This window comes from Thalassobaculum sp. (assembly GCF_040219215.1).
GTDB lineage: Bacteria > Pseudomonadota > Alphaproteobacteria > Thalassobaculales > Thalassobaculaceae > Thalassobaculum_A.
This window is the reverse complement of sequence record NZ_JAVJSX010000025.1, coordinates 96,039-118,695: the sequence shown is the minus strand read 5'-3', so window position 1 is coordinate 118,695 and position 22,657 is coordinate 96,039. Positions and strand designations below refer to the sequence as shown.

The following is a 22,657-nucleotide window of genomic DNA, read 5'->3' as shown; positions in this document are numbered from 1 at the left end:
AGGGTAGCGGATTGCCGGGTGCTGGTCATTGGCTCCGGCCGTCCTCCAGGATCATGGCCGCCGCCTTCTCGCCGATCATGATGGTCGGCGCGTTGGTGTTGCCGGTGGTCAGGTTCGGCATCACCGAGGCGTCGGCCACACGCAGGCCCTGCAAACCGTGAACCCGCAGGCGGGAGTCGACGACCGCACCTGGGTCCTCGCCCATCCGGCAGGTGCCGACCGGGTGGTACAGGGTGGTGCCCTCGCGCCGGGCGAAATCCTCCAGATCGGACGGAGTGCGCACGTCCAGCCCGGGGCGGGTTTCGGCGACGCTGTGCTCGGCCAGCGCAGAGGCGGCGAAGATCCGCCGGGCCTGCTCGAATCCGGCAAGCATGATCCGAACGTCGTCGGCGTCGGACAGATAGTTCGGCCGGATGATCGGCCGCGCCAGAGGGTTGGCCGACCCGGCCATCACGGTCCCGCGGCTCGACGGTCGAGTCGGGCAGATCACCAGCGAGATGCCGGGCTGGTCTTCGAGCTTCAGCACGCGGGCCACATCGTAGCTGGCCGGGGTGATCAGCAGCTGCAGGTCCGGACTGGCCAGTCCCTCGCGGCTGCGGCTGAACACCATGGCACTGGTCACCCCGAAGGTGAGGGCACCATCGCCGCGGAACACGAAGCGCATCAGTTCGGTGGCGAGTCGCGGAAAGCGTGCCAGTTCATTGATTGTCACCGCGCCTTTCACACGGTGAACAACGCGCGCCACATAGTGATCGGACAGGTTGCCGCCGACGCCCGGCAGGTCGTGAATTGTCTGAACACCGATCGACTGCAGGTGCCGGCCCGGGCCGATGCCGGAGACCTGCAGCAGGTGCGGCGAGTTCACCGCTCCGCCGGACACGATCACTTCGCGCCGGGCGGTGATCGTACGCTCGACCCCGCCCTGCCGGAATGTCACGCCGGTGCAGCGCTTGCCGTCCATCAGCAGGCGGGTGGCGACAGCGTCGGTTTCGACCCGCAGCCCCGGCCGGCGGCGCGCGCGGGCGAGGTAGGTCCGGGCGGTAGACCCACGGAACCGGCCAAGCCGGGTCATCTGCGAATAGCCGACGCCTTCCTGCGAGGCGCCGTTCTGGTCGGGGTTGAGAGGGAACCCCGCCTGCTGGGCGGCTTCGACGAAGCGGTGGGTGACCGGCAGGATGGTGCGATAGTCCTCGACCGCCAGCGGGCCGTTGCGCCCGCGGTACTCGTCATCGCCGCCGGCGTAGCGTTCCGACTTGCGAAAGAACGGCAGGACGTCGTCGTAGCTCCAGCCGCGGCAACCCAGTTGGGCCCAGCCGTCGTAGTCGGCGGCGTTGCCGCGGACATACAGCATGCCGTTGATCGAACTGCTGCCGCCTAGAACCCGGCCGCGCGGCCAATGGATGGCACGGTTGCCAGACACCGCTTCCGGCTCGGTGGCGTAGTTCCAGTTCACCTTGGCGTTGTACAGCAGGTCGCGCACGCCGGCCGGGATGTGGATCAGCGGATGGCGGTCGGGTGGCCCGGCCTCCAGCAGCGCCACGCGCACGCCGCTTTCGCTCAGGCGGTCGGCCAGAACGCATCCCGCCGATCCGGCGCCAACGATGACGTAGTCGAAACTGTCGCTGTCCATTGTTCCGCCCCGAGGTGTGGGGACTGAGCATCGCAAGCATTGGTGCGACGGATCAACGCCGGATACCCCGGCGGATTGGAACTTAACCCTGCGGCATCTTGCACTCCGCCGCTGAATGACCATGCTGTGACACGCGTGCATGGCCGTACTATGTATATGCACATATTGACGAGAAACGAGGAGACACCGTCATGACCGCCTGCATCGTCGGTTGGTCGCATCTGCCCTTCGGTAAGCGCGAGGGCGAGGATGCCGAGAGCATGATCGTGAAGGTCGCAGCCGACGCCGTGGCCGACGCCGGGCTGGAGCCGAAGGACATCGACGCGGTGTTCCTCGGCCATTTCAACGGCGGCTTCGAGAAGCAGGATTTTACCGCCTCGCTGGTGTTCCAGGCATCCGATGACTTCCGCTTCAAGCCGGCGACCCGGGTGGAGAACGCCTGCGCGACCGGCAGTGCCGCGGTCCACCAGGGCCTGACCCTGATCGAGGCCAAGAAGGCCCGGCGGGTCCTGGTCGTCGGCGTGGAGAAGATGACGGCGCTGCCCGGCAAGGAGATCGGCGAGACCCTGCTGAAGGCCAGCTACCTGAAGGAAGAGGCCGGCATCGACGGCGGCTTCGCCGGGGTGTTCGGGCAGATCGCCCAGGCGTATTTCCAGCGTCACGGCGACCAGTCGGACGCGCTGGCCCGGATCGCCGCCAAGAACACAAGAACGGCGTGGCCAATCCCTATGCGCAGATGCGCAAGGACCTCGGCTACGAGTTCTGCCGGACCCAAAGCGAGAAGAACCCATTCGTCGCCGGGCCCCTGAAGCGCACCGACTGTTCGCTGGTGTCCGATGGTGCGGCGGCGATCGTGATGACCGACGTGGATACCGCGCTCGGCATGAAGAAGGCCGTCGCGTTCCGTGCGGCGGCTCACGCCAGTGACTTCCTGCCGATGTCGAAGCGCGACATCCTGAAGTTTGAGGGTTGCACCGCGGCCTGGCAGAAGGCGTTCGCGCAGTCCGGCCTCAGCCTCAACGACCTCGACCTGGTCGAGACCCACGACTGCTTCACGGTCGCCGAGCTGATCGAGTACGAGGCCATGGGCCTGGTGCCGGAAGGCCAGGGCGCGCGCGCCATCCTGGAGGGCTGGACCGAGAAGGACGGCAAGCTGCCGGTCAACCCGTCCGGCGGGCTGAAGGCCAAGGGCCATCCGATCGGCGCCACCGGCGTGTCGATGCACGTCATGGCCTCGCTGCAGGTCCGTGGCGAGGCCGGCGACATGCAGGTCGCTGGCGCCAAGCTGGCCGGCATCTTCAACATGGGCGGGGCGGCGGTTGCCAATTACGTCTCGATCCTCGAACCGCTGCGCTGAAACGATGAGCTATGGCGTCCGGCTCGCCCGTCCCGACGAGCTGGGCGCCCTTCCGGCTATCGAACTGGCCGCCGACGTCCGGTTCGAGGGCACCCGCTATGCCAAGCTGGTGGCGACCTATCCGCCAACCACAATGAAGGAGTTCGTCGAGACCCAGGCCCGCTGGGGCTTGTGGGTGGCGGTCGATGCGCGCGATCGGCCGGTCGGCTTCGCACACTGCCGGCTGGTCGGCCTCAGCACGCTCTATGTCGGCCAGCTCTCCGTGCACCCCGATCACGCCGGATATGGTCTGGGCGCACGGATGCTGCGGCGGGCGGCGGTGTTCCACGGACCACGCGGCATCACGCGGCTGGCGCTGACCACTTTCCGGGACCTGCCCTGGAATGCACCGTATTACGAGTGGCTGGGGTTTCGGGAGGTTCCGGATCTGGCGTCCGAGGTGTTCCTGCGTCAGCAGATCGAAGAACAGGTCGAGGTCGGATTTCCGGCGGACACCCGGGTTGCGATGGAGTGGGTGCTGGGCGACGGCACCTTCGTGGATCCTGCCGTGCGGTGAAGGACCGCCGGGACGTCACCGCATCAAAAGTGCCGAAGCATCGGTGCCGGCCTCTTCGCGCAACGCCAGCGGGTCGCGTGGCGTGAGCTTGTGGTCGATCACCTGTTGAGCTAACAGCAGTCGTCTTGCCCCGCCGTCGCCCGCCAGCGTCGCGCCTTCTGCTGCCAGCAGGCAGGCCGAGGCGGCGTGGTACAGGCCGGATGCCGCCGTTCGGGCGTGCGGATCGCCGGCCGCCCCTGCGGCGGCAGCCGTGTCGACGGCGCGAACCGCCCTGCCGAGCAGTCCGGTCAGGCTCTCCTGGAGGCTCGCCGGCACGCCTGAGGTGGCCATTCGCTGACGGAGCGCTCCCCCGAGCGCGGTGTGTGCCGCGTCCTTGCGCGCGGCCCGCAGCACGTCGAGAGCGACGATGTTGCTGGTGCCTTCCCAGATCGAGCCGAGATGGGAATCGCGCAGCAGCCGCGGCTCGATCCACTCCTCGATGTAACCGACACCACCGCGCGCCTCCATGGCGTCCCCGGTGACCTTGCGGGCATCGCGGCACACCCGGAACTTGACCAGCGGCGTCAGGATGCGACGCAGCGCCTTGCCCTCGGCGTCGCCGGAATCGGCACGGGCCAGGGCGTCGGCGGTGTACAGCACCATCGACAGCGCCTGTTCGCCCGGCAGCAGGATCTTCAGCAACTGGCGCTGCTGCAACGGCATGTCGATCAGCCGGTGACCGAAGGCACTGCGTCCGCGCGCGACGGTGATTGCTTCGCGCCACGCCCGACGCATCATCCCGGCCGACCGCACGGCGTTCGACAGCCGCGACTGGTTGATCATCTCGGCCATCTGCACGAAGCCCTGGCCGGGCTCGCCGACCATCCAGGCCAGCGCTCCCTCCAGGGTGATCTCGCCCGAGGGCATGGATCGGGTGCCCAGCTTGTCCTTCAGTCGCACGATCCGGTAAGCGTTGTGGCCGCCGTCCGGCAAGTCGCGCGGCAGCAGGAACAGCGACACCCCCTTGATGCCCGCTGGGGCACCCTCAGGACGGGCCAACACCAGTGCCAATCCTGCGTCGGTGTTGGAGCAGAACCACTTGTCGCCGTGCAGCCGCCAAGCGTCACCGTCCTGCACTGCCCGGGTGATGGTGGCGCCGACGTCGGAGCCGGCGGCCCGCTCCGTCATGAACATCGCCCCCTGGATTTGATGCTCCAGGTCGTCGGCGGTCAGGCCGGGCAGGTAACGCTCGACCAGTGACGGATCGGCGAAGCGGCGGATTGTGCGGGTCAACGCATCGGTCATGCTGATCGGGCACAGCAGACCGAACTCGGCCTGGGCGAACAGGTACTGGATGGCGTACTTCGCGGCGTGCGGTACCGGATGGTTGAGGCCGAGCGCCGGGCGGTGCGACATCGCCGCCATGGCGAGGTCGGCGTAGCCGATACGCTCCATCTCCGTGTAGGCCGGATGCTTCTCGATCCATTGCCGGTCGCGGCCCTGGCGGTCGCGTGGGTGCAGAACCGGTGGGTTCCGGTCGGCACTGTGAGCCAGCTTGTCCAGCCGCCCGCCTATCAGGTCTCCAAGACACTCAAAGGTTGGCCGCAGGGTCGCCAGGTCGGGCGCCGGAACGTACAGGGCCAGCAGTTGTTGGAGTGCCTCGTCGTCTCGGTACGCATTGATCCCGCGGGTATCGGGCTGCCAACCTTCAGGATTGACGGGCGACCGAAGGCCGACCGGGTCGGGTGCGGTTCTGGTCATGGAAAGACTCTCAAATCAATGGATTGGACTGCGGTGCAACCGGCGTAACCAGATCACCAAAGCAGCATGTTCCGCGAGACATCCATAATACAGCAATGATGGAATTACGTACAAATCACATGGAAATTATTGGAAATTAATTATATTTTTAGACGTCCAACATAAGAATGGAACCGTAGTCGATTGGGCAACCGCTAACAGGTTCGACTTTGAGCGGGTTCGCACGGCTCTACGGGGTTCTGAGATGATTAATCGGCCGGTGAGCCGCGTGTTGATCGAAGACAGACAGGCAGCCGAACTGTGCCGCAGACGAGTCACGAGCCTCACCAATATTGTGATCGCGATCGTTTCCTACGTCGCGGTGGTGTCAGCGCTGACGTTCTCGACGGGTGCGTCGTGGGTCCTGGCTGTCGTCGCAATCGTCATGATGCGGTGGATTTCGATCACCGTCCTGGTGCGGCGTGGAGTTTCGAGCAAACTGCAGTTGCAGGCTCACGCGGTGGGGGCCACGGCTAGCGGACTGGCTTGGGGCGCTTTGCCGGCGCTGCTGTGGGGCAGCGGTGGCTTCGTGGAGTTCGCCTTCGCCGGGTTCGTGATTGCAGGCACGACCGCCGGCGGACTGTCGTCGCTCAGCTGGTATCGACCGGCGTATCTCGGATACCTCCTTGGCGCCACGATCCCGTTGGCGGCCGTCTACCTGCTGCAGGGGTCGGTTCTGTTCGTCGCGATGGGAGGGCTGGTTCTGTTCTACGCGGCGGTCCTAACCGCGACGTCGGTTTCCTTTGGCCAGCAGTTGCAGGAGACGCTGCAGCTGCAGAGCACGCTGGAGGACGAGCGTGAAGAACTCAGCAGCGCCCGTGCCGATCTAAGGCTTGCGGCTCGCCATAAATGGCAGACGCTGGCCTATCTCAGCCATCACCTGCGCACCCCGATGAATGCCGTGATCGGCTTCTCGGACCTGATGGCCAGCGAAAGCCTGGGGAAACTCGGGCATCCGAAGTACCGCGACTACGCTGAGGGCATTCAGTTCAGCGGCGTCGAAGCGTTGCGGGCGATCAACGCGATACTTGACGTGGCGGAGATTGAAACCGGCACGATGACTTTGTCGTTTTCGGACGAGGATCTCTGCGCGTTGGTCGCCGAATGCGTTGCCGAACAATCGAGCAATGCGGCCAGTCGGAAGGTGGCACTGCGATGCACGCTTCCCGACGCGCCGGTATTTGTCAGGGGCGACCCGAAGCGGCTTCGCCAGATACTCGATGGCCTGATTTCGAACGCTATTCGTTTCACGCCCAAGACAGGATCCGTGACCGTCAATGTCTCCGCGGATGACAAGGGATGGTGGGCCCTTCGGGTCAGCGACACCGGGATCGGCATGTCCGAAGAGAAGATCAAGGAAGCGTTCATTCCGTTCGTCCGCCTGGACAACCCCTTAACCCAGGAATTCAACGGGATCGGTGTGAGTTTGACGATTGCCCGTCGGCTGACGACGCTGCATGGCGGTGAGTTTCGCCTGGACAGCGATATCGGGCGCGGAACGACCGCAGTCGTTCGGTTGCCGGCACGCGTTGGGCGATCGGCATCGAAACGCCGAGAGATCGAGATGGTGAGCCCGACCTGATCCTGTTCTGGTCATGTGCTCCGGCGGCTTTGCTCGGGTTCGGCGTTGCTCCCAAGGACAGGCGTTGCCATGCTGGACGCGATGCAGTCGAGGGGACGCACGATGACCGATACCTTCAGGGCCTATCTCCTTCGCGAAGATGCCAACCGCAAGGTGACAGGCGCCTTCGAGGATGTTCCGGTGGCAGACCTGCCGGACGGCGATGTCACGGTCCGGGTCGCCTACACCACCGTCAACTACAAGGACGGAATGGTGATGAACGGCATCGGCCGGTTGGTGCGGAACTACCCCCATGTGCCAGGCGTGGATTTCTCCGGCGTGGTCGAGGCGTCGTCCAATACGGCATTCGCGCCCGGTGATGAGGTGGTGCTGACGGGCTGGCGGGTCGGCGAGGTTCGATGGGGTGGTTGCGGGGCGCTGGCGCGGGTGCCGGGCGAATGGCTGGTCAAGTTGCCAAAGGGCCTCACACTGGCGCGCTCAATGGCGCTCGGTACCGCGGGCTTCACGGCCGGACTGGCGGTCGACACGCTTGAGGCAGCCGGGATGAGTCCCGAGCGCGGGGAGGTGCTGGTCACCGGTGCGTCCGGCGGCGTGGGCAGCGTGGCGGTAGCCCTGCTGGCGGCCAAGGGCTACACGGTGGTGGCGTCAACCGGCCGTTCGGAAACCCACGTGTATCTGAAGGAGCTTGGTGCCGCCTCGATCATCGACCGGGCAGAGCTTTCCGAGCAACCGAAGCGGCCGCTGGCCGGGGAACGCTTTCAGGCGGCGATCGATAATGTCGGTGGGTCCACGCTCGCCAACCTGCTGACCCAGGTGGCGTACAACGGCGTCGTCGCAGCCGTCGGGCTGACCGGCGGCAACGAGGTCACGACGACCGTGCTGCCGTTCCTGCTGCGCGGGGTCAGCCTGCTGGGCATCGACTCGGTGATGTGTCCCAGCGAGCGCCGCGAGCGCGTCTGGAAGGCGATTGCCAACACCCTGCCGATGGCAAAGCTGGACGCCATCAGCCACACACATGCTTTCGAGGACCTGCCGGACCTCGGTCGGGCGATCCTCAAGGGTACGGTTCAGGGTCGGGCGGTCGTGAAGGTCGGAGGCGGCTGACAGGCCCCGGCTCGATCCTGTCAGTCGTCGTACTGGATGATGGATTCGAACGGGATGTCCAACTTGTCGCGGCCTTTCAGGAACCTCAGTTCCATGATGCACGCGCCCCCGGTGACGTTGGCCCCGACCTTGCGCAGCAACTGGACCGAGGCGTTCAACGTGCCGCCGGTTGCCAGCAGATCGTCCAGGATCACGACCCGGGCACCAGCCGGGACGGCTGACTCCTGAATCTCCACGGTGTCGGTGCCGTATTCCAGATCGTAGGTGTAGGGCACCGTCGGACCGGGCAGCTTGCCCTTCTTGCGGATCATGATGAAGCCGAGGCCGAGTTCCAGGGCGAGCGGTGCCGCGGTCAGGAACCCACGGCTCTCAATGCCGGCCAGCATGTCGGGTTTGAACGGCCGGATAGCGTCGGCCAGACGCCGGACGGTCTCCTTCCACGCGGCGGGATGCGCCAGCAGGGTGGAGACGTCGTAGAACAGGATCCCCGGTTTCGGGAAATCCGGCACCGACCGGATGTGGTCCTTCAGGTTCATCAAACTCTCCCAGGCGTCCGCTCAGCCGTTCCATGTAGAACAATCCGTCCTCGGGTTCCACCGTCTCGCTTGGATTGCCGTTCTGGTAGAGCAGGGCCGCGACCGGTATCGTACCCGCCGGATCGCAGGGAGAAGTCGGTGGGTTCGGCGACGTTCGGGCACCTTGGAGCAAGCGTGAAGGACCCCACGGTCGTCGACGCTCTGACGATCGAAACTCGAGGCGGCACATTGGTGGTGAGCCTGCGAGGACCCTGGACCTTGCAGACCGTTCTCGCGGTAGACGGGCCGGCCCGCGCGCTGGCCGATCGCCCCGCTGAGGCGGTGACCGTGGATGCAACCTCCGTCAGCCGCCTCGACAGCGCCGGCGCCTGGGTGATCCAGCGCACGGTGGCACAGTTTCGCCGACGTGGTGTTCCAGTCGCGATGGTCGGTCTGGACGAAGGGCTGCAAGCGATCCTCGACAAGGCGGCCGAGTATGACCCATCGGCCGAGGTTGCACCGGCGCCGACTTCGTCGTGGCTCGACTTCCTGGAGCGGCTCGGCCGGCACACGCTCGAAGGCTTGCACACCGGCCGCAACTTGCTGGGATTGCTGGGTGTTGTGGTGGTCGCCGCTGGCCGTATCGTGGGGCGCCCGACAAGGCTGCGCGGCACGGCGGTCGTGGCGCAGATCGAGGCGACCGGTGTGACGGCCCTGCCTATCGTCGGCCTGCTGTGTTTTCTGGTCGGTGTGGTGCTGGCCTACATGGGAGCCCTGCAACTCACCCGTTTCGGTGCGGCGAACCTTACGGTCAACCTGGTCGGAATTTCGGTCCTGCGGGAGATCGGCATCCTGCTGACCGCGATCATCGTGGCCGGTCGATCGGGAAGCGCGTTTGCCGCTCAGATCGGCACCATGAAAGTGAATCAGGAGATCGACGCCCTGGAGACCATGGGCATGTCGGTGATCGACGTTCTGGTGCTTCCCCGGGTGATCGCCTTGATCATCGTGCTGCCGGCGCTGACGGTGTTCGCGGACGTTGCCGGCATCGCCGGCGGCGCGATGGTATGCCTGTTCCAGTTGGACATGTCGGTCGGTCAGTTCCTCGCCCAATTGTCGGCTGGCGTGACCATCTGGAGTTTCGTGACCGGACTGATCAAGGCCCCGGTGTTCGCCCTGGCGATTGCGCTGGTTGGGTGCCACAGCGGCCTGGGCGTGTCCGGCAGCGCCGAAAGCGTGGGGCGCCAGACCACACGAGCGGTGGTGGAGTCGATCTTCCTGGTGATCATCCTGAATGCGATCTTTGCGGTCGCCTTCGCCAAGATTGGGATATGAGCGTGCAGTCCCCCGGTGATCCTCCGAGCGAACCGGCGATCACGGTCCGTGGGTTGATCACCCGCTTCGGGTCGCAGGTTGTGCATGACGGACTGGACCTGACCGTGGAACGCGGGGAGATCCTGGGTGTCGTGGGGGGATCCGGGACCGGCAAGACGGTGTTGCTGCGGACCATCATTGGCTTGCAGCGACCGAACGAGGGCGAGGTCACGCTGCTGGGCGAACCGGTTTCCTGGGACGGATCGAGTACTGCGCGCCTGGCCGGACGCTTCGGAATGCTGTTCCAGGAGGGAGCGCTGTTCAGCGCCCTGACCGTCGGTCAGAACATCGAGGTTCCGATGCGCGAACGCGGCGACATGCCGAGCGTGCTGATGGACGAACTGGCTCGCCTGAAGGTGGGTCTGGTCGGCCTTCCAGCCGATGCATGCGGCAAGTTTCCATCGCAACTGTCCGGCGGCATGAAGAAGCGGGCCGGGTTGGCGCGGGCCCTGGCGCTCGACCCGGAGGTGGTGTTCCTGGACGAACCGACTGCTGGGCTCGATCCGATCGGCGCATCGGCCTTCGACGAACTGATCCTGGATCTCCGCCGGGCCCTTGGTTTGACGGTGGTGATGGTTACCCATGACCTGGACAGCCTGGCCCGTATCTGTGACCGCATTGCCGTACTGGTGAACGGCCGCGTCGTGGTCGGTACGATGGCGGAACTGGTTGGCAATCCGGATCCCTGGATTCAGGAGTACTTCCATGGACCGCGGGCGCGGGCGGCGTTCAAGGCGCCGGCAGCGGCCGGCCGGATTGGAGCTGAGGGAGGCTGACGATGGAGACGCGAGCGGGATACGCGGTGGTCGGCGCCTTCGTTCTGGCGTTGTTCCTGGGCGGCCTGGGCCTGGCGGTCTGGTTCGGCAACGTCCGTCTCGATCAGGATGTGCGCGACTACCTCATCGAGTTCGACGGTTCGGTGGGCGGCCTGTCCGTGGGCAGTCGGGTGCGCTATCACGGCGTCCCAGTCGGCTCGGTAGCTGATATCCGGATCGATCCGGACAACGTCGAGAAAGTGGCCGTGACGGTGGAACTCGATGCCGCCATCCCGATCAAGGCCAACATGTATGCGACGCTGGAATCCCAAGGACTTACCGGCCTCGGATTCATCCAGATCCAGGGCGGGACGCGCGACGCACCGAACCTCCAGGCACCTGAATCCGGAAAGCTTCCGCTGATTCCGTCGCGGGCGTCGCGGCTGGAGAAGGTGTTCCAGTCGGCACCCGAGATTGCTGGCCAGTTGGTGACCCTGATTGCCCGCTTGCAGGGCTTTCTCAGTGACGACAATCAGAAATCGGTCCGCGACATCCTGCACAATCTGGCGACGGTGTCGGCGGTCCTTGCCGAACGCACCGGCGAGATTGAAACGGCGGTCGTCGATGGGGCCGCTGCCGCCACGGAAGTGCGCGCGGCAATGGCTGACATGGCCCCTTTGATCAAGGAACTGCGCGGCAACTTCAAGACGATCACCGAGGAAGTCGCGATCACGTTGTCCGCGGCGCGCGGCACCGTTGCCGGCGTGGACGCCGAGATCGGAAAGCTGAGCGAGCGGCTGGCGTTCACCACCGAGAGGATCGGCGGAACCGCGGCGCAGCTCGAGGCGCTGGTCGGCGAAGCCCGGCCCGGGATGCGGGACTTCTCGAACTCCGGTCTGTACGAACTGACCCAGTTCCTGTTCGAGGCCCGCGAACTCGTCGGCAATCTGGATCGCGTGGTGCGTCAGCTCAATCGCGATCCGTCGCAGTTCCTGTTCGGCAAACGCGAAGGCCAGGTGGAGGCGCAGTGATGGCGAAGGTTCGGTTGGTCCGCGACGTTCTTGTGCGTGCGCTTGCTGCATCGCTGATGGTGGTGGTTGCCGGATGCTCCAACCTGTCGCTGGGTGGGCCGCCGCAACAGCTCTACACCCTCACGCCGAAGAGCACGTTTCCAGACAATCTGCCAACGGTCGACTGGCAGCTTGCCGTCGACCGCCCGTCATCGCCGGCGGGATTGGCAACGACGCGGATCGCCGTGATGCGCGGGGCGCATGCAATCGACTACTACGCCGGGGCCCAGTGGATCGACGATGCGCCGAACATGGTGCAGCGCCTATTGATCGAGACCTTTGAGAACTCGAAAGCCATCGTCGGCGTGGGGCGCGAGTCCGTGTCGCTGCGTTCGGACTTCGTGCTTCGGGTCGAGTTGCGGGAGTTTCAGGCGGAGTACGAGGCTGGAGTCGAGACACCCAAGATCAACGTTCGGATCAACGCCAAGCTGGTCCGCATGCCGCAACGCCGGATCATCGCGTCGACCACCGTGGAGCGGGTGATTGCGGCGCGGGACAACAAGATCCACTCCATCGTCGATACGTTCGACCAGGCCTTGGGCAAGGTGCTTCGCGACATCGTGGTGTGGACCGTCACCCGCCCGGAAACCGAGGGCTAGACGGCGCCCGCAGGCCCTTGACCGTATCGGGTGGCGGGCGTTGACTGCAGCGTACGGACAACCGGATGGCCGGCGGGAGAGTCGCATGACCCACGTATTTCATCGTCAGACCAAAGCCGTTCCGCCGACCGCCAAGCGGGGCGACGGTGTCTACGTGGTCGATGCCGCCGGCAAGCGCTATCTCGACGCGTCGGGCGGTGCCGCCGTGTCGTGCCTCGGCCACAGCGACGTGCGGGTGATCAATGCGGTCAAGGCGCAACTCGACGCAATTCCCTACGCCCATACCGGCTTCTTCACCAACCAGCCGATGGAGCAACTGGCTGACTTCCTGGCCGAAGCCGCCCCGGGCAACCTGGACATGGTGTACTTTGTGTCCGGCGGATCGGAAGGTGTCGAGGCGGCCCTGAAGATGGCGCGCCAGTACTACCTGGAGATCGGTCAGCCGCAGCGGCATCGGATCATTGCGCGCCGCCAGAGCTACCACGGCAACACCCTCGGCGCGCTGGCGATTGGCGGTAATGAGTGGCGGCGCGAACAGTTCCACCCGATGCTGATCGACGCCACCCATGTCGCGCCCTGTTACGAGTACCGGGACCGCCGTGATGACGAAACCGTCGAGGAATACGGGATTCGGGTCGCGGATGAGCTGGATGCGGCGATCCGGGCCGCCGGCCCGGAGACGGTGGCGGCGTTTGTCTGCGAGCCCGTGGTCGGCGCCACCGCCGGTGCGGTTCCGGCGGTGCCGGGTTACCTGAAGCGTGTGCGAGAGATCTGCGACCGCCACGGTGTGTTGCTGATCTTCGACGAAGTCATGTGCGGCATGGGCCGGACCGGCCATCTGTTCGCGTGTCAGGAGGACGGCGTCACCCCGGACCTGTTGGTGATAGCCAAGGGATTGGGAGCCGGCTACCAGCCTATCGGAGCCGTGCTGCTGGATGGCCGAATCTACGCGGCGATCCGGGACGGTTCAGGATTCTTCCAGCACGGTCACACCTACATGGGCCATCCGGCTGCGTGCGCCGCCGGCCTGGCCGTGCAGAAGGTGATCCAGGAAGACAACTTGCTGGAGAACGTCCGAACGCAGGGCGCCGCGCTGCGCCACGCGCTCGAAACCCGGTTCGGGAACAATCCCTATGTCGGGGACATCCGCGGGCGCGGGCTGTTCCTGGGACTGGAACTGGTGGCGGATCGTGGCTCGAAGGAACCTCTTGATCCCGCCCGCAAGGTCAACGCGGCGATCAAGCGGGAAGCCATGGCGCGTGGCTTGATGGTCTACCCCATGGGAGGGACCATTGATGGCCGTCGTGGCGACCATGTTCTGGTCGCGCCACCGTTCATCATCAATCAGGGCCACATTACTGAGATCGTTGAGAAACTGGGCGATTCGATCGATGCGGTGCTGCCCGCCTGACAGACCATTGTAAGAGTCGACCCTAGGCCCTGTATGATAGAAAACCTAGTAGACCAGAGCGATCTTTGGGCGAATCATCCGATCTTCGGAACTGGGCGTAAGTTGACGCAAGCAAGGCGGGATGAGCATAGTAGGTATGGGGATTCCTGGGACAGTGACCCCAGAATGACCGGAGGGCCTGACGGCCCCGGTCGGCAATCCGATGACAGGACCCACGGGATCGGGCCGCATCGGGAAAGAGTGAGAAACGGGAGACTTCGGAGGACTTCATATGAAGCAACTTTTTGCAACGACGTTTGCTGTCGCATTGGGTGCTGCCGCACTCGCCGTTGGTGGTTCCGATGGTGCGTCGGCCGCTGAACAGCGGTTCATCTCGATCGGCACGGGTGGCGTGACGGGCGTTTACTACCCGACCGGCGGCGCGATCTGCCGTTTGGTGAATAAGGACCGCAAGGAACACGGTCTGCGGTGCTCGGTCGAGTCTACCGGTGGTTCCACCTACAACGTGAACACCATCCGGTCGGGCGAGCTTGAGTTCGGCGTCGCGCAGTCCGACGTTCAGTACTACGCCTACACCGGCACCGGCGACTTCGCGAGCGCCGGACCGTTCAAGGAACTCCGCAGCGTGTTCTCCGTGCACGCGGAGCCGGTGACGGTCATCGCCCGCAAGGACGCGAAGATTGTCAATTTCGAGGACCTCAAGGGCAAGCGGGTGAACATCGGCAACGCCGGTTCGGGCACGCGCAGCACCTGGGAAGTCATCGAGAAGGCGATGGGCTGGCAGCGCAGCGACCTGAAGCTGGCCGCCGAGCTGAAGTCGGCGGAAACCGGCCAGGCACTCTGCGACAACAAGATCGACGCCTATTTCTGGCTGGTCGGCCATCCGGCGGCGCTGGTGCAGGAAACCGTCTCGACCTGTGAGGCGAACCTGGTCAACGTGACGGGCCCGGCGTTCGACAAGCTGGTTTCCGAGAACCCGTACTATCGTCACGCGACGATCCCGGGCGGCATGTATCCGGGCAGCCCGTACGACACCAACAGCTTCGGTGTCGGCGCGACGTTCGTCAGCTCGGCCAATGTCCCGGACGATGTGGCTTACGTGGTTGCCAAGGCGGTGATGAGCAACATTGACGACTTCAAGAAACTGCACCCCGCTTTCGCCAATCTGAAGGCGGAAGAGATGGTGAAGGCTGCGTTGTCGGCTCCGCTGCACCCGGGTGCGGCCAAGGCTTACAAGGAACTCGGCCTGATGTGATTGCCGCCGGCCGGAAGCGTCACAGCGACGCTTCCGGCCGGACACATCACTTGAATGGGACTGATTGACTCGAACGAGTGACCGGGGGGCACGATGAGTTCACAGAGCGACGCGACGCGGAACGAGATCGATCTTGAGGATCTCGTCGCATCCAGCGACACCGGCAGCCGGAATCCGGTCGGCCCGGTCGGCGTCTTCCTGGCGGGCTATGCCCTGGTGTGGTCTCTGTTCCAACTCTACATCGCGTCGGACATCCCGTTTTTCCTGACCGACGTTCTCGGCGTGAATCTGGTCTTCAACTCCGACGAAGCACGCTCGGTCCATCTGGCGTTCGCGCTGTCGCTCGCCGCGATGTCCTATCCGCTGTTCAAGCATTCGCCGCGTGACCGTATCCCCTGGTACGACTGGGTGCTTGCGCTGATCGGGATCGCGTCCTGCCTGTACATGATCGTCGAGAAGGAGAGCATCGCGTACCGTGCCGGGCTGCCGACCACGGGCGATCTGATCGCATCGACCTTCGGCCTGTCCGTCCTGATGATCTCCACCTACCGCGCGCTCGGTCTACCGTTGGTGATCGTCGCGTCGGTTTTCCTGATCTACGTATTCTTCGGCGACCAGCCATTCATCCCCGAGGTCATCCAGTGGAAGGGTGCTTCCTACGGGAAGGCCATGTGGCATTTCTGGATGCAAACCGAGGGCGTGTTCGGCGTGGCGCTCGGCGTTTCGGCGTCGATGGTGTTCCTGTTCGTGCTGTTCGGTTCGCTCCTCGATAAGGCCGGGGCCGGCAACTACTTCATCCAGGTTGCGTTCGCGCTGCTCGGCCACCTGCGCGGCGGACCGGCCAAGGCCGCGGTGGTATCCTCCGCCATGACCGGCTTGATCTCCGGCTCGTCGATCGCCAACACGGTGACAACCGGCACTTTCACCATCCCGTTGATGAAGCGCGTCGGCTTTCCCGCCGACAAGGCCGGTGCCGTCGAAGTCGCGTCCTCGGTGAACGGGCAGATCATGCCGCCGGTCATGGGGGCGGCGGCATTCCTGATGGTCGAGTATGTCGGCGTCACTTATCTGGACGTGGTGCGCCACGCTCTGCTGCCGGCATCGATCTCGTACATCGCCCTGCTGTACATCGTGCACCTCGAGGCCCTGAAGTCGGGCATGCAGGGCTTGCCGAAGCCGGGTCCGATCCGGACGGCCTTGCAGAAGCTGATCGGGGTTCTGACCGGGTTCCTGTTCATGGCGATCACCGCCGCGGTGATCTACTACGGGCTCGGCTGGACCAAGGAACTCTTCCCCAACACCACCTTCTCCGCGGTCGTGGTGCTCTTCGTTGCCGTCTACCTGGCATTGGTCTGGGTTGCCGCCCGTAACCCCGACCTCAAGGTTGACGATCCGAACTCGCCGATCGTCGAGTTGCCCGAGGCGGGACCGACCCTCCGGACCGGCCTGTACTATCTGCTGCCGATCGTGGTCCTCGTATGGTCGTTGATGATCGAGCGGCTGTCGCCGGGTCTGTCCGCCTATTGGGCGACGGTGGCGATGATCGCCATCCAGCTTACCCAAGATCCACTGAAGGCGTTCTTTCGGCGAACGGGCAACTATGGCGCCGCGTTTCGTCAAGGGTTCCACAGTGTGCTCGACGGGCTGATCGCGGGTGCTCGGAACATGATCGGGATCGCGGTGGCGACCGGCGCGGCCGGCATCATTGTCGGCACCATCTCGCTGACCGGCGCCCACCAGGTGATGGGTGAGTTCATCGAGTTCCTGTCTGGCGGCAACTTGATGGCGATGTTGGTGCTGGTGGCGATCTTCAGCCTGATTCTGGGTATGGGTCTGCCGACCACGGCGAACTACATCGTGGTGTCGTCACTGATGGCCGGTGTGGTGGTGGAGATCGGGGCCCAGAACGGCCTGATCGTGCCGTTGATCGCGGTCCACCTGTTCGTGTTCTACTTCGGGATCATGGCGGATGTGACGCCTCCGGTCGGCCTGGCATCGTTCGCGGCGGCCGCGATTTCCGGAGCTGATCCGATCAAGACCGGCATGACCGCATTCTACTTCTCGCTGCGCACCGTTGCGCTGCCGTTCCTGTTCATCTTCAACACCGACCTCCTGCTGATCAACGTGACCGTCTTGGAGGCGGTCTACGTGTTCATCGTTGCAACAGTCGCGATGATGCTCTTTGCGGCAGGGACCCAAGGCTACTTCTTTGCCCGCAACCGGTGGTGGGAGGCGGTTGCCCTGCTGCTGATTGCCTTCACCCTGTTCAGACCCGGGTTCTGGCTCGATATGGTCGAAGCACCCTTCCACAAGGAGGACCCGGCAAAGGTCGTCGAGTTCGCACAGATCGAACCGGACGAGGCCAGTATCCGACTCGTGGTCGAAGGGCCGTCGATCAAGTATGGCGACAAGGTGGAGACCATGACCTTCCTGTTGCCGCTTGGAGCGAAGGGGGCCAGCGGCGACGAACGGCTCAAGCAGGCGGACCTGCATGTCGTAATCGAGGACGGCGTCGCCAAGTTGGAGGAGCCGTTCCAACCGACCAGCGTTCCGGGCAGCAAGATGAGAGATTTTGACTTCTACGGCGACAACCCGGTTCGCATCACCGCTATCGAAGTCCCGGTCTCGCGGGTTGCAAAGGAGGTCTTCTATATTCCGGCATTCTTGCTGCTGGGACTGATCATCATGCTGCAGCGGCGACGGACGGACGTGCCCGCATTCTGAGGGTGAACTGGGACGGGGGAACGGTCATGTACGCAGACATCATGCTCGCGGTCGATCTGGTCGATGCCGGCACGCAGATGAAGGCCGTTCGCACCACGGTGTCGCTGGCACAGGCATACGGTGCGCGGGTCCATATCATTACAGTGGTGCCCGACTACGGCATGAGCATGGTCGGTGGGTTCTTTACCAAGGAACATGAGCGCAAGGCGATCGACGAGGCAAACAAGGCGCTGCATGCCTTCGCCGCCACGCATATCCCCAATGACATCAAGCTCCAGCACATCGTTGGACACGGAACGATCTACCGGGAAATCCTGCGGTATGCGAAGGAGACGAAGTGCGATTTGGTCGTGATGTCATCGCATCGCCCCGAGCTTGAAGACTATCTGCTCGGACCGAACGCCGCCCGGGTAATGCGGCATGCCCAATGTTCGGTTATGGTGGTTCGCGATTGATGACGGTGGCGGTTGGCAACGTTTCCTTAATCACCGGTCGTTAGCGTTGTCCGCACCCGGCGTGTGCCCGGGCCACAGGAGGTGTGAGTCATGAGCGGACCAAAGCCCTCGGATCCGAAGTCCGGCGGACTTCCGACAGCTGAACTGGCTGCCCGTCTGGCAAAGGGTGCCACTCCTGATGCCCGGGCAGAGGTGGCGGCAACGGTTGGCAAGGCCCTCGAAGCCGGGACCTTGGGTGCCGGCGAGATGCAACTCGCGACCGATATCGTGCGACGGCTCGCGATCGATGTTGAACGCCAGGTCCGCGAGAGTCTGGCGGCCGCCGTGCGCCGGACCTCGGACCTGCCGCACGACGTGGCAATAGCCTTGGCCCGGGATATCGCAAGCGTGGCCCGGCCGGTGCTGGAGGAGTCCAGCGTCCTGACCGACAGCGACCTGGTCGAACTGATCTCGGCCGATGATGAAGACAAGCAGCTTGCGGTCGCGACGCGACCGACCTTGTCGGAAGCAGTTGCTGATGCGCTGGTTGCCCACGGCACGGAGAACGTGGTCGTGGCCGTGGTGTCCAATCCCGGAGCGGTGCTCGCGGAGCCGACATTGGATCTGGCGCTCGACCGGTTCCCCGACAGCGAGCGGGTTCACGCACCCTTGGTCGCCCGTGACGCCTTGCCGGTCGCCGTCGCCGAGCGGCTGGTGGCGATGGTGTCCGATCGCCTTCAGGGCGAGTTGGTCCGGCGGCATTCGTTGCCGCTCGATCTGGCCACTGATCTCATCCTTGATGGCCGCGAGCGTGCCACTCTTGGCTTGGTCAACGACAGCTCACCCCCAGAACGGGTCGAGGATCTGGTTCGTTCGCTGGCCAACGGCGGCCGGTTGACGTCGTCGATCGTGGTTCGCGCCGCCTGCATTGGCGATGTGACGTTCGTGGAGACGGCCCTGGCCGTTCTGGCAAAGGTTCCGGTCGACAATGCCGGACGGCTGGTCCACGACAGTGGCCGGCGCGGGCTCGAAGCGTTGGCCGACAAGGCCGGAATCGGGCCTCGCGATCGCGTCGTGCTGCGCGCTGCGGTTGAAACAGTCGATGAGACCGAACTGGGCGATGGTCCGACCGATCGTCAACGTTTCGCCGAAACCGTGATTGAACGGGTGTTAACCCGGTTTGACACGGACGAGATGGGCGTCAGCGATGAAGACGTGATGTACTTGATAAAGAAACTGGAAGGGTACGTCGCGGCTCGCCCGGATGCGGCGTCGCTCTAACCAGTGTGTCGGCACTGCCTGACGCGGTCGTTTTTCCAGTCTATTCGTGGTTGTCCAAAGGGACTTCAAAAGCGCGAATCGATGCGTTAAGATTAACATGTCACGTTTTGCAACCGTCGAGCTGGGGAGTCTCGATGTGAGCATTCAATCGATCGATGGCTCTGCCTGGGAAGCATCTGCGTTTTCGATCGCGATGCGGCGGTTGCTTATTCTGGTGGCCGTCATCATGCTGCTCGCCGGTCCGGTTGCGCTCGGCGGTGCTCTGGGCTGGATGTTGACCAATGAGGACGGTCCGGTCCTTGGCGACGACGGCTGGCTGAGGTCGCGACCCGTGATCACGACCAGCAAGATCGGATTTCCCCTGGCTTCGTCGGCCGAGATCGAAGCGGCCGGGCTGAGCGTGGACGAGGCGCGCAAGATCCTTCGACGCTAAGCGTCTTCAGCGACATCGTGATTTCATGAAACGACCGATGGCATGCGTGGCCGTATTGAGCGCGTCGTCATGCGTCTGGCCCGATGCCTTGCGGGGCTTGAGGTCGTGATCGCCATCGTCGATCCAGGTGATCTCGACGGTGGACGACAGCGCATAGCCGGCAACATCCGACGGGTTCCCGAACGGGTCCCGCGTTCCCTGGACGATCAAGGTCGGGACCGTCAATCCACGCAGATGCTCGACCCGGGGCCGCTCGGGTTTGCCGGGCGGATGAAACGGATAGCCGAGGCAGACCAGGCCGTGGACACCGCCTTCCGCCGCCAGCAGTGATGCCATGCGGCCGCCCATCGACTTGCCGCCGATCACCAAGCGCTCTGGAGCACCCAAGCCGGCGACAACTTCCCGCCATGCGCCCAGCAGGACTGGCTGGCGGTCGGGCGGTCGACGCCGCCCGTCGGTCCGGCGGTTGGCCATGTAGGGGAACTCGAAACGCACGACCCGGTGCCCGAACATGACGATCCGTCGGGCGACGTCGGCCATGAAGGGACTATCCATGGGGGCACCGGCGCCGTGGGCCAGCACCAGCGTCATCGGTGCATCCGCCGGCCCGTCGATCAGCAGCCCAGGGACCATGCCTCTAGTCAGATGCCGGCGAAGAAATCATTGCCCTTGTCGTCGACCACGATGAACGCCGGGAACTTCTCGACCTCGATCCGCCAGACCGCTTCCATGCCGAGTTCCGGGAATTCCTGGACCTCGACCTTCTTGATGCAGTTCAGCGCCAGTTTTGCCGCCGCACCGCCGACCGAGCCGAGATAGAAGCCGCCATGCTGCTTGCAGGCTTCGCGAACCATCGGCGACCGATTGCCCTTGGCCAGGGTCACGAAACTGCCACCGGCGGCCATGAAGGGACCGACATAGCTGTCCATGCGTCCGGCCGTGGTCGGACCGAATGAGCCCGACGCGTAGCCCGCCGGGGTCTTGGCGGGGCCGGCGTAATAGATCGGGTGGTTCTTGACGTAGTCCGGAAGCGGCTTTCCGGCGTCGATAAGCTCCTGAAGCTTGGCGTGGGCGATGTCGCGCGCGACGATCATCGGGCCGGTCAGCGACACCCGGGTCTTGATCGGAAACTGCGACAAGGTCCGCCGAATCTCTTCCATCGGCTGGGTGAGGTCGATTTCCACCGCGTCGGCGGTCAGCGCGTTCTCGTCGATGTCCGGCAGGAACCGGGCCGGATCGCTCTCCAGCCGCTCCAGATAGACGCCGTCGCGGGTAATCTTCGCCGTCGCCTGACGGTCGGCCGAGCACGACACGCCAATGCCGATGGGGCAACTGGCGCCGTGGCGCGGCAGGCGGATGACCCGAACGTCATGACAGAAATACTTGCCGCCGAACTGGGCGCCGATGCCCATCTCCCGGGTCATCTGTAGGATCTTCTGCTCCCACTCCAGATCACGGTAGGCGTGCCCGGTTTCTGATCCGGCGGTCGGCAGGCCATCGAGATACCGGGTGGACGCCAGCTTGACGGTCTTCAGGTTGAATTCGGCCGAGGTGCCGCCGATCACGATCGACAGGTGGTAGGGCGGGCACGCTGCCGTGCCGAGGGTACGGATCTTCTCATCCAGGAACTTCGCGAGCGAGTCCGGGTTCAGAACCGCTTTCGTCTGCTGGTACAGGAACGTCTTGTTGGCTGACCCGCCGCCCTTCTGGATGAACAGGAACTTGTAGGCGTCGCCCTTGTCGGCATAGAGCTCGACCTGTGCCGGCAGGTTGGAGGCGGTGTTCTTCTCGGCGAACATATCGAGCGGCGCCAACTGGCTGTAGCGCAGGTTTGTGTTGACGTAGGTGTTGAAGATGCCGCGCGACAACGCCTCCTCATCGTCGAAACCGGTGAACATGTTCTGGCCCTTCTTGCCCATGACGATGGCGGTTCCTGTGTCCTGGCACATCGGCAGCACGCCGCCAGCCGCGATCGACGCGTTCTTCAGCAGGTCATAGGCGACGAAGCGGTCGTTGGCCGACGCGTCGGGATCGTCGAGGATGTTTCGCAGCTGCTGCAGGTGTCCCGGGCGAAGCAGGTGCGAGATATCGCGGAACGCCTGTTCGGCCAGCAAAGTCAACGCTTCGGGCTCAATCGACACGATGTCGCGGCCGCCAAGGGTCGAGACCGACACGTGGTCGCTGGTGAGCTTGCGGTACTCGGTCGTGTCCGGGCCGAGCGGGAACATCTCGGTGAAATCGAACGCCGGCATCGCGTGTCCTCTCTTGGTACTGGCCAGCGGCACGTCGGAGCCGCCCGGCGTCACTTCTTCTTGCGGAAATGGTCGAGCGAGACGACTTCGCCGCTGCCGCCGTCGGCGGGCGCATCGCCGCCGCCATCCGGAGGAGTCGGATCCGGGTCGCTGTCGCTGTCGCCCGAGCCGCTGGCGCTGCCGTCCTGAAACTGCAGGCCGAACTGGACGGACGGATCGGCAAACCCGGTCAGCGCTTCATACGGCACGACCAGACGCTCGCGGATGTCGTTGAAGCTCAACATGACCGAGAACCGCTGGTCCTCGACCTCCAGGTTCCAGTATTGGAACTGAAGGACAATGGTCATTTCGTCGGGGTAGCGCTCGATAAGATAGGAGGGGATCTCCACGCCGGGAGCGCGGGTCTTGAAGGTCAGATAGAAATGGTGGTTCCCGGGGAGGCCGTGATTGAGCGCGCGCCGCAACGCATCGCGCACCACGCCGCGCAGGGCATTCTCGACCATCAGGTCGTACCGAAAGAGATCTTCTGCCATCGGCTCTCATTGG

General features: G+C 64.4%; 21 protein-coding genes. 15 read left to right on the top strand and 6 right to left on the bottom strand.

Translation table 11 applies throughout. The features are described 5' to 3' along the window. Nucleotides 1-25 precede the first annotated feature (25 nt). Complete coding sequence (locus tag RIC54_RS18400; protein WP_350151301.1) at nt 26-1,630, bottom strand: GMC family oxidoreductase; 1,605 nt, start codon at nt 1,628-1,630, stop codon at nt 26-28. Between the two features lie 191 nt (nt 1,631-1,821). Between RIC54_RS18400 and RIC54_RS18395 the strand changes: the two genes are divergently transcribed. Genes RIC54_RS18395 through RIC54_RS18385 form a run of 3 tightly spaced genes read left to right on the top strand, consistent with a single transcriptional unit; the run spans nt 1,822 to nt 3,543 of the window. Then, nucleotides 1,822-2,439, top strand: coding sequence for a thiolase family protein (locus RIC54_RS18395; protein ID WP_350151299.1), 618 nt, complete (start codon nt 1,822-1,824; stop codon nt 2,437-2,439). Beyond that, nucleotides 2,346-2,987, top strand: a complete 642-nt coding sequence (locus RIC54_RS18390; RefSeq protein ID WP_350151297.1) for a thiolase C-terminal domain-containing protein — start codon at nt 2,346-2,348, stop codon at nt 2,985-2,987. Before RIC54_RS18395 ends, RIC54_RS18390 begins: the two co-directional genes overlap by 94 nt. 4 nt (nt 2,988-2,991) lie before the next feature. Then, on the top strand, nt 2,992-3,543 hold the full coding sequence (locus RIC54_RS18385; RefSeq protein ID WP_350096298.1) for a GNAT family N-acetyltransferase: 552 nt from the start codon (nt 2,992-2,994) through the stop codon (nt 3,541-3,543). A 15-nt stretch (nt 3,544-3,558) separates the two neighbouring features. On the opposite strand, the gene RIC54_RS18380 is transcribed toward RIC54_RS18385, so the two are convergent. After that, on the bottom strand, nt 3,559-5,283 hold the full coding sequence (locus tag RIC54_RS18380) for an acyl-CoA dehydrogenase family protein (RefSeq protein ID WP_350096296.1): 1,725 nt from the start codon (nt 5,281-5,283) through the stop codon (nt 3,559-3,561). Between the two features lie 244 nt (nt 5,284-5,527). On the opposite strand from RIC54_RS18380, the gene RIC54_RS18375 reads away from it, so the two are divergent. Further along, nucleotides 5,528-6,904, top strand: a complete 1,377-nt coding sequence (locus RIC54_RS18375) for a sensor histidine kinase (RefSeq protein WP_350151295.1) — start codon at nt 5,528-5,530, stop codon at nt 6,902-6,904. Between the two features lie 102 nt (nt 6,905-7,006). After that, on the top strand, nt 7,007-8,008 hold the full coding sequence (locus tag RIC54_RS18370; RefSeq protein ID WP_350096292.1) for an acrylyl-CoA reductase family protein: 1,002 nt from the start codon (nt 7,007-7,009) through the stop codon (nt 8,006-8,008). A 20-nt stretch (nt 8,009-8,028) separates the two neighbouring features. Here RIC54_RS18370 and RIC54_RS18365 read toward each other — a convergent pair whose 3' ends face one another. Then, nucleotides 8,029-8,544, bottom strand: coding sequence for an adenine phosphoribosyltransferase (locus RIC54_RS18365; RefSeq protein ID WP_350096290.1), 516 nt, complete (start codon nt 8,542-8,544; stop codon nt 8,029-8,031). A 174-nt stretch (nt 8,545-8,718) separates the two neighbouring features. On the opposite strand from RIC54_RS18365, the gene RIC54_RS18360 reads away from it, so the two are divergent. The 10 genes from RIC54_RS18360 (at nt 8,719) to RIC54_RS18315 (ending at nt 19,859) form a co-directional block, all read left to right on the top strand. Next, nucleotides 8,719-9,858 (top strand): MlaE family lipid ABC transporter permease subunit, encoded by a 1,140-nt coding sequence (locus tag RIC54_RS18360; RefSeq protein WP_350096288.1) that lies wholly within the window; start codon nt 8,719-8,721, stop codon nt 9,856-9,858. 2 nt (nt 9,859-9,860) lie between these two features. Then, the gene (locus RIC54_RS18355) at nt 9,861-10,673 is read left to right on the top strand and encodes an ABC transporter ATP-binding protein (RefSeq protein WP_502989704.1); all 813 of its coding nucleotides are present in this window, start codon (nt 9,861-9,863) and stop codon (nt 10,671-10,673) included. A 2-nt stretch (nt 10,674-10,675) separates the two neighbouring features. Further along, nucleotides 10,676-11,683 carry an MlaD family protein gene (locus RIC54_RS18350; RefSeq protein WP_350096283.1) on the top strand — a complete coding sequence of 336 codons (1,008 nt, stop codon included), beginning with the start codon at nt 10,676-10,678 and terminating at the stop codon, nt 11,681-11,683. Beyond that, the gene (locus tag RIC54_RS18345; protein ID WP_350096281.1) at nt 11,683-12,321 is read left to right on the top strand and encodes an ABC-type transport auxiliary lipoprotein family protein; all 639 of its coding nucleotides are present in this window, start codon (nt 11,683-11,685) and stop codon (nt 12,319-12,321) included. The genes RIC54_RS18350 and RIC54_RS18345 overlap by 1 nt, the downstream gene beginning before the upstream one ends. Before the next feature lie 85 nt (nt 12,322-12,406). Beyond that, nucleotides 12,407-13,732, top strand: coding sequence for an aspartate aminotransferase family protein (locus RIC54_RS18340; RefSeq protein WP_350096279.1), 1,326 nt, complete (start codon nt 12,407-12,409; stop codon nt 13,730-13,732). Nucleotides 13,733-14,003: 271 nt separating this feature from the next. Continuing rightward, nucleotides 14,004-14,987, top strand: a complete 984-nt coding sequence (locus RIC54_RS18335) for a TAXI family TRAP transporter solute-binding subunit (protein ID WP_350151293.1) — start codon at nt 14,004-14,006, stop codon at nt 14,985-14,987. 93 nt (nt 14,988-15,080) lie between these two features. Then, the gene (locus tag RIC54_RS18330; RefSeq protein ID WP_350096275.1) at nt 15,081-17,711 is read left to right on the top strand and encodes a TRAP transporter permease; all 2,631 of its coding nucleotides are present in this window, start codon (nt 15,081-15,083) and stop codon (nt 17,709-17,711) included. 26 nt (nt 17,712-17,737) lie between these two features. Further along, a complete protein-coding gene (locus RIC54_RS18325; protein WP_350096273.1) occupies nt 17,738-18,166 on the top strand; it encodes a universal stress protein in 429 nt (142 codons plus the stop codon). Between the two features lie 90 nt (nt 18,167-18,256). Further along, a complete protein-coding gene (locus RIC54_RS18320) occupies nt 18,257-19,426 on the top strand; it encodes a DUF2336 domain-containing protein (RefSeq protein WP_350096271.1) in 1,170 nt (389 codons plus the stop codon). Between the two features lie 136 nt (nt 19,427-19,562). Continuing rightward, on the top strand, nt 19,563-19,859 hold the full coding sequence (locus RIC54_RS18315; protein ID WP_350096269.1) for a hypothetical protein: 297 nt from the start codon (nt 19,563-19,565) through the stop codon (nt 19,857-19,859). A gap of 6 nt (nt 19,860-19,865) precedes the next feature. Here the strand turns inward: RIC54_RS18315 and RIC54_RS18310 are convergent, their stop codons facing one another. Genes RIC54_RS18310 through RIC54_RS18300 form a run of 3 tightly spaced genes read right to left on the bottom strand, consistent with a single transcriptional unit; the run spans nt 19,866 to nt 22,644 of the window. Then, entirely contained in the window at nt 19,866-20,492 is a 627-nt protein-coding gene (locus tag RIC54_RS18310; protein ID WP_350096267.1) for an alpha/beta family hydrolase, read from the bottom strand. An 8-nt stretch (nt 20,493-20,500) separates the two neighbouring features. Continuing rightward, nucleotides 20,501-22,111 (bottom strand): fumarate hydratase, encoded by a 1,611-nt coding sequence (locus RIC54_RS18305; protein WP_350096265.1) that lies wholly within the window; start codon nt 22,109-22,111, stop codon nt 20,501-20,503. 50 nt (nt 22,112-22,161) lie between these two features. Then, nucleotides 22,162-22,644 carry an SspB family protein gene (locus tag RIC54_RS18300; protein WP_350096263.1) on the bottom strand — a complete coding sequence of 161 codons (483 nt, stop codon included), beginning with the start codon at nt 22,642-22,644 and terminating at the stop codon, nt 22,162-22,164. Between the last annotated feature and the right edge of the window lie 13 nt (nt 22,645-22,657).

Coding starts and splice junctions, on each gene's coding strand:
- RIC54_RS18400 (WP_350151301.1), bottom strand. CDS start 1,630: ATGGACAGCGACAGTTTCGACTACGTCATCGTTGGCGCCGGATCGGCG.
- RIC54_RS18395 (WP_350151299.1), top strand. CDS start 1,822: ATGACCGCCTGCATCGTCGGTTGGTCGCATCTGCCCTTCGGTAAGCGC.
- RIC54_RS18385 (WP_350096298.1), top strand. CDS start 2,992: ATGAGCTATGGCGTCCGGCTCGCCCGTCCCGACGAGCTGGGCGCCCTT.
- RIC54_RS18380 (WP_350096296.1), bottom strand. CDS start 5,283: ATGACCAGAACCGCACCCGACCCGGTCGGCCTTCGGTCGCCCGTCAAT.
- RIC54_RS18375 (WP_350151295.1), top strand. CDS start 5,528: ATGATTAATCGGCCGGTGAGCCGCGTGTTGATCGAAGACAGACAGGCA.
- RIC54_RS18370 (WP_350096292.1), top strand. CDS start 7,007: ATGACCGATACCTTCAGGGCCTATCTCCTTCGCGAAGATGCCAACCGC.
- RIC54_RS18365 (WP_350096290.1), bottom strand. CDS start 8,544: ATGAACCTGAAGGACCACATCCGGTCGGTGCCGGATTTCCCGAAACCG.
- RIC54_RS18350 (WP_350096283.1), top strand. CDS start 10,676: ATGGAGACGCGAGCGGGATACGCGGTGGTCGGCGCCTTCGTTCTGGCG.
- RIC54_RS18345 (WP_350096281.1), top strand. CDS start 11,683: ATGGCGAAGGTTCGGTTGGTCCGCGACGTTCTTGTGCGTGCGCTTGCT.
- RIC54_RS18340 (WP_350096279.1), top strand. CDS start 12,407: ATGACCCACGTATTTCATCGTCAGACCAAAGCCGTTCCGCCGACCGCC.
- RIC54_RS18335 (WP_350151293.1), top strand. CDS start 14,004: ATGAAGCAACTTTTTGCAACGACGTTTGCTGTCGCATTGGGTGCTGCC.
- RIC54_RS18330 (WP_350096275.1), top strand. CDS start 15,081: ATGAGTTCACAGAGCGACGCGACGCGGAACGAGATCGATCTTGAGGAT.
- RIC54_RS18325 (WP_350096273.1), top strand. CDS start 17,738: ATGTACGCAGACATCATGCTCGCGGTCGATCTGGTCGATGCCGGCACG.
- RIC54_RS18320 (WP_350096271.1), top strand. CDS start 18,257: ATGAGCGGACCAAAGCCCTCGGATCCGAAGTCCGGCGGACTTCCGACA.
- RIC54_RS18310 (WP_350096267.1), bottom strand. CDS start 20,492: ATGGTCCCTGGGCTGCTGATCGACGGGCCGGCGGATGCACCGATGACG.
- RIC54_RS18305 (WP_350096265.1), bottom strand. CDS start 22,111: ATGCCGGCGTTCGATTTCACCGAGATGTTCCCGCTCGGCCCGGACACG.
- RIC54_RS18300 (WP_350096263.1), bottom strand. CDS start 22,644: ATGGCAGAAGATCTCTTTCGGTACGACCTGATGGTCGAGAATGCCCTG.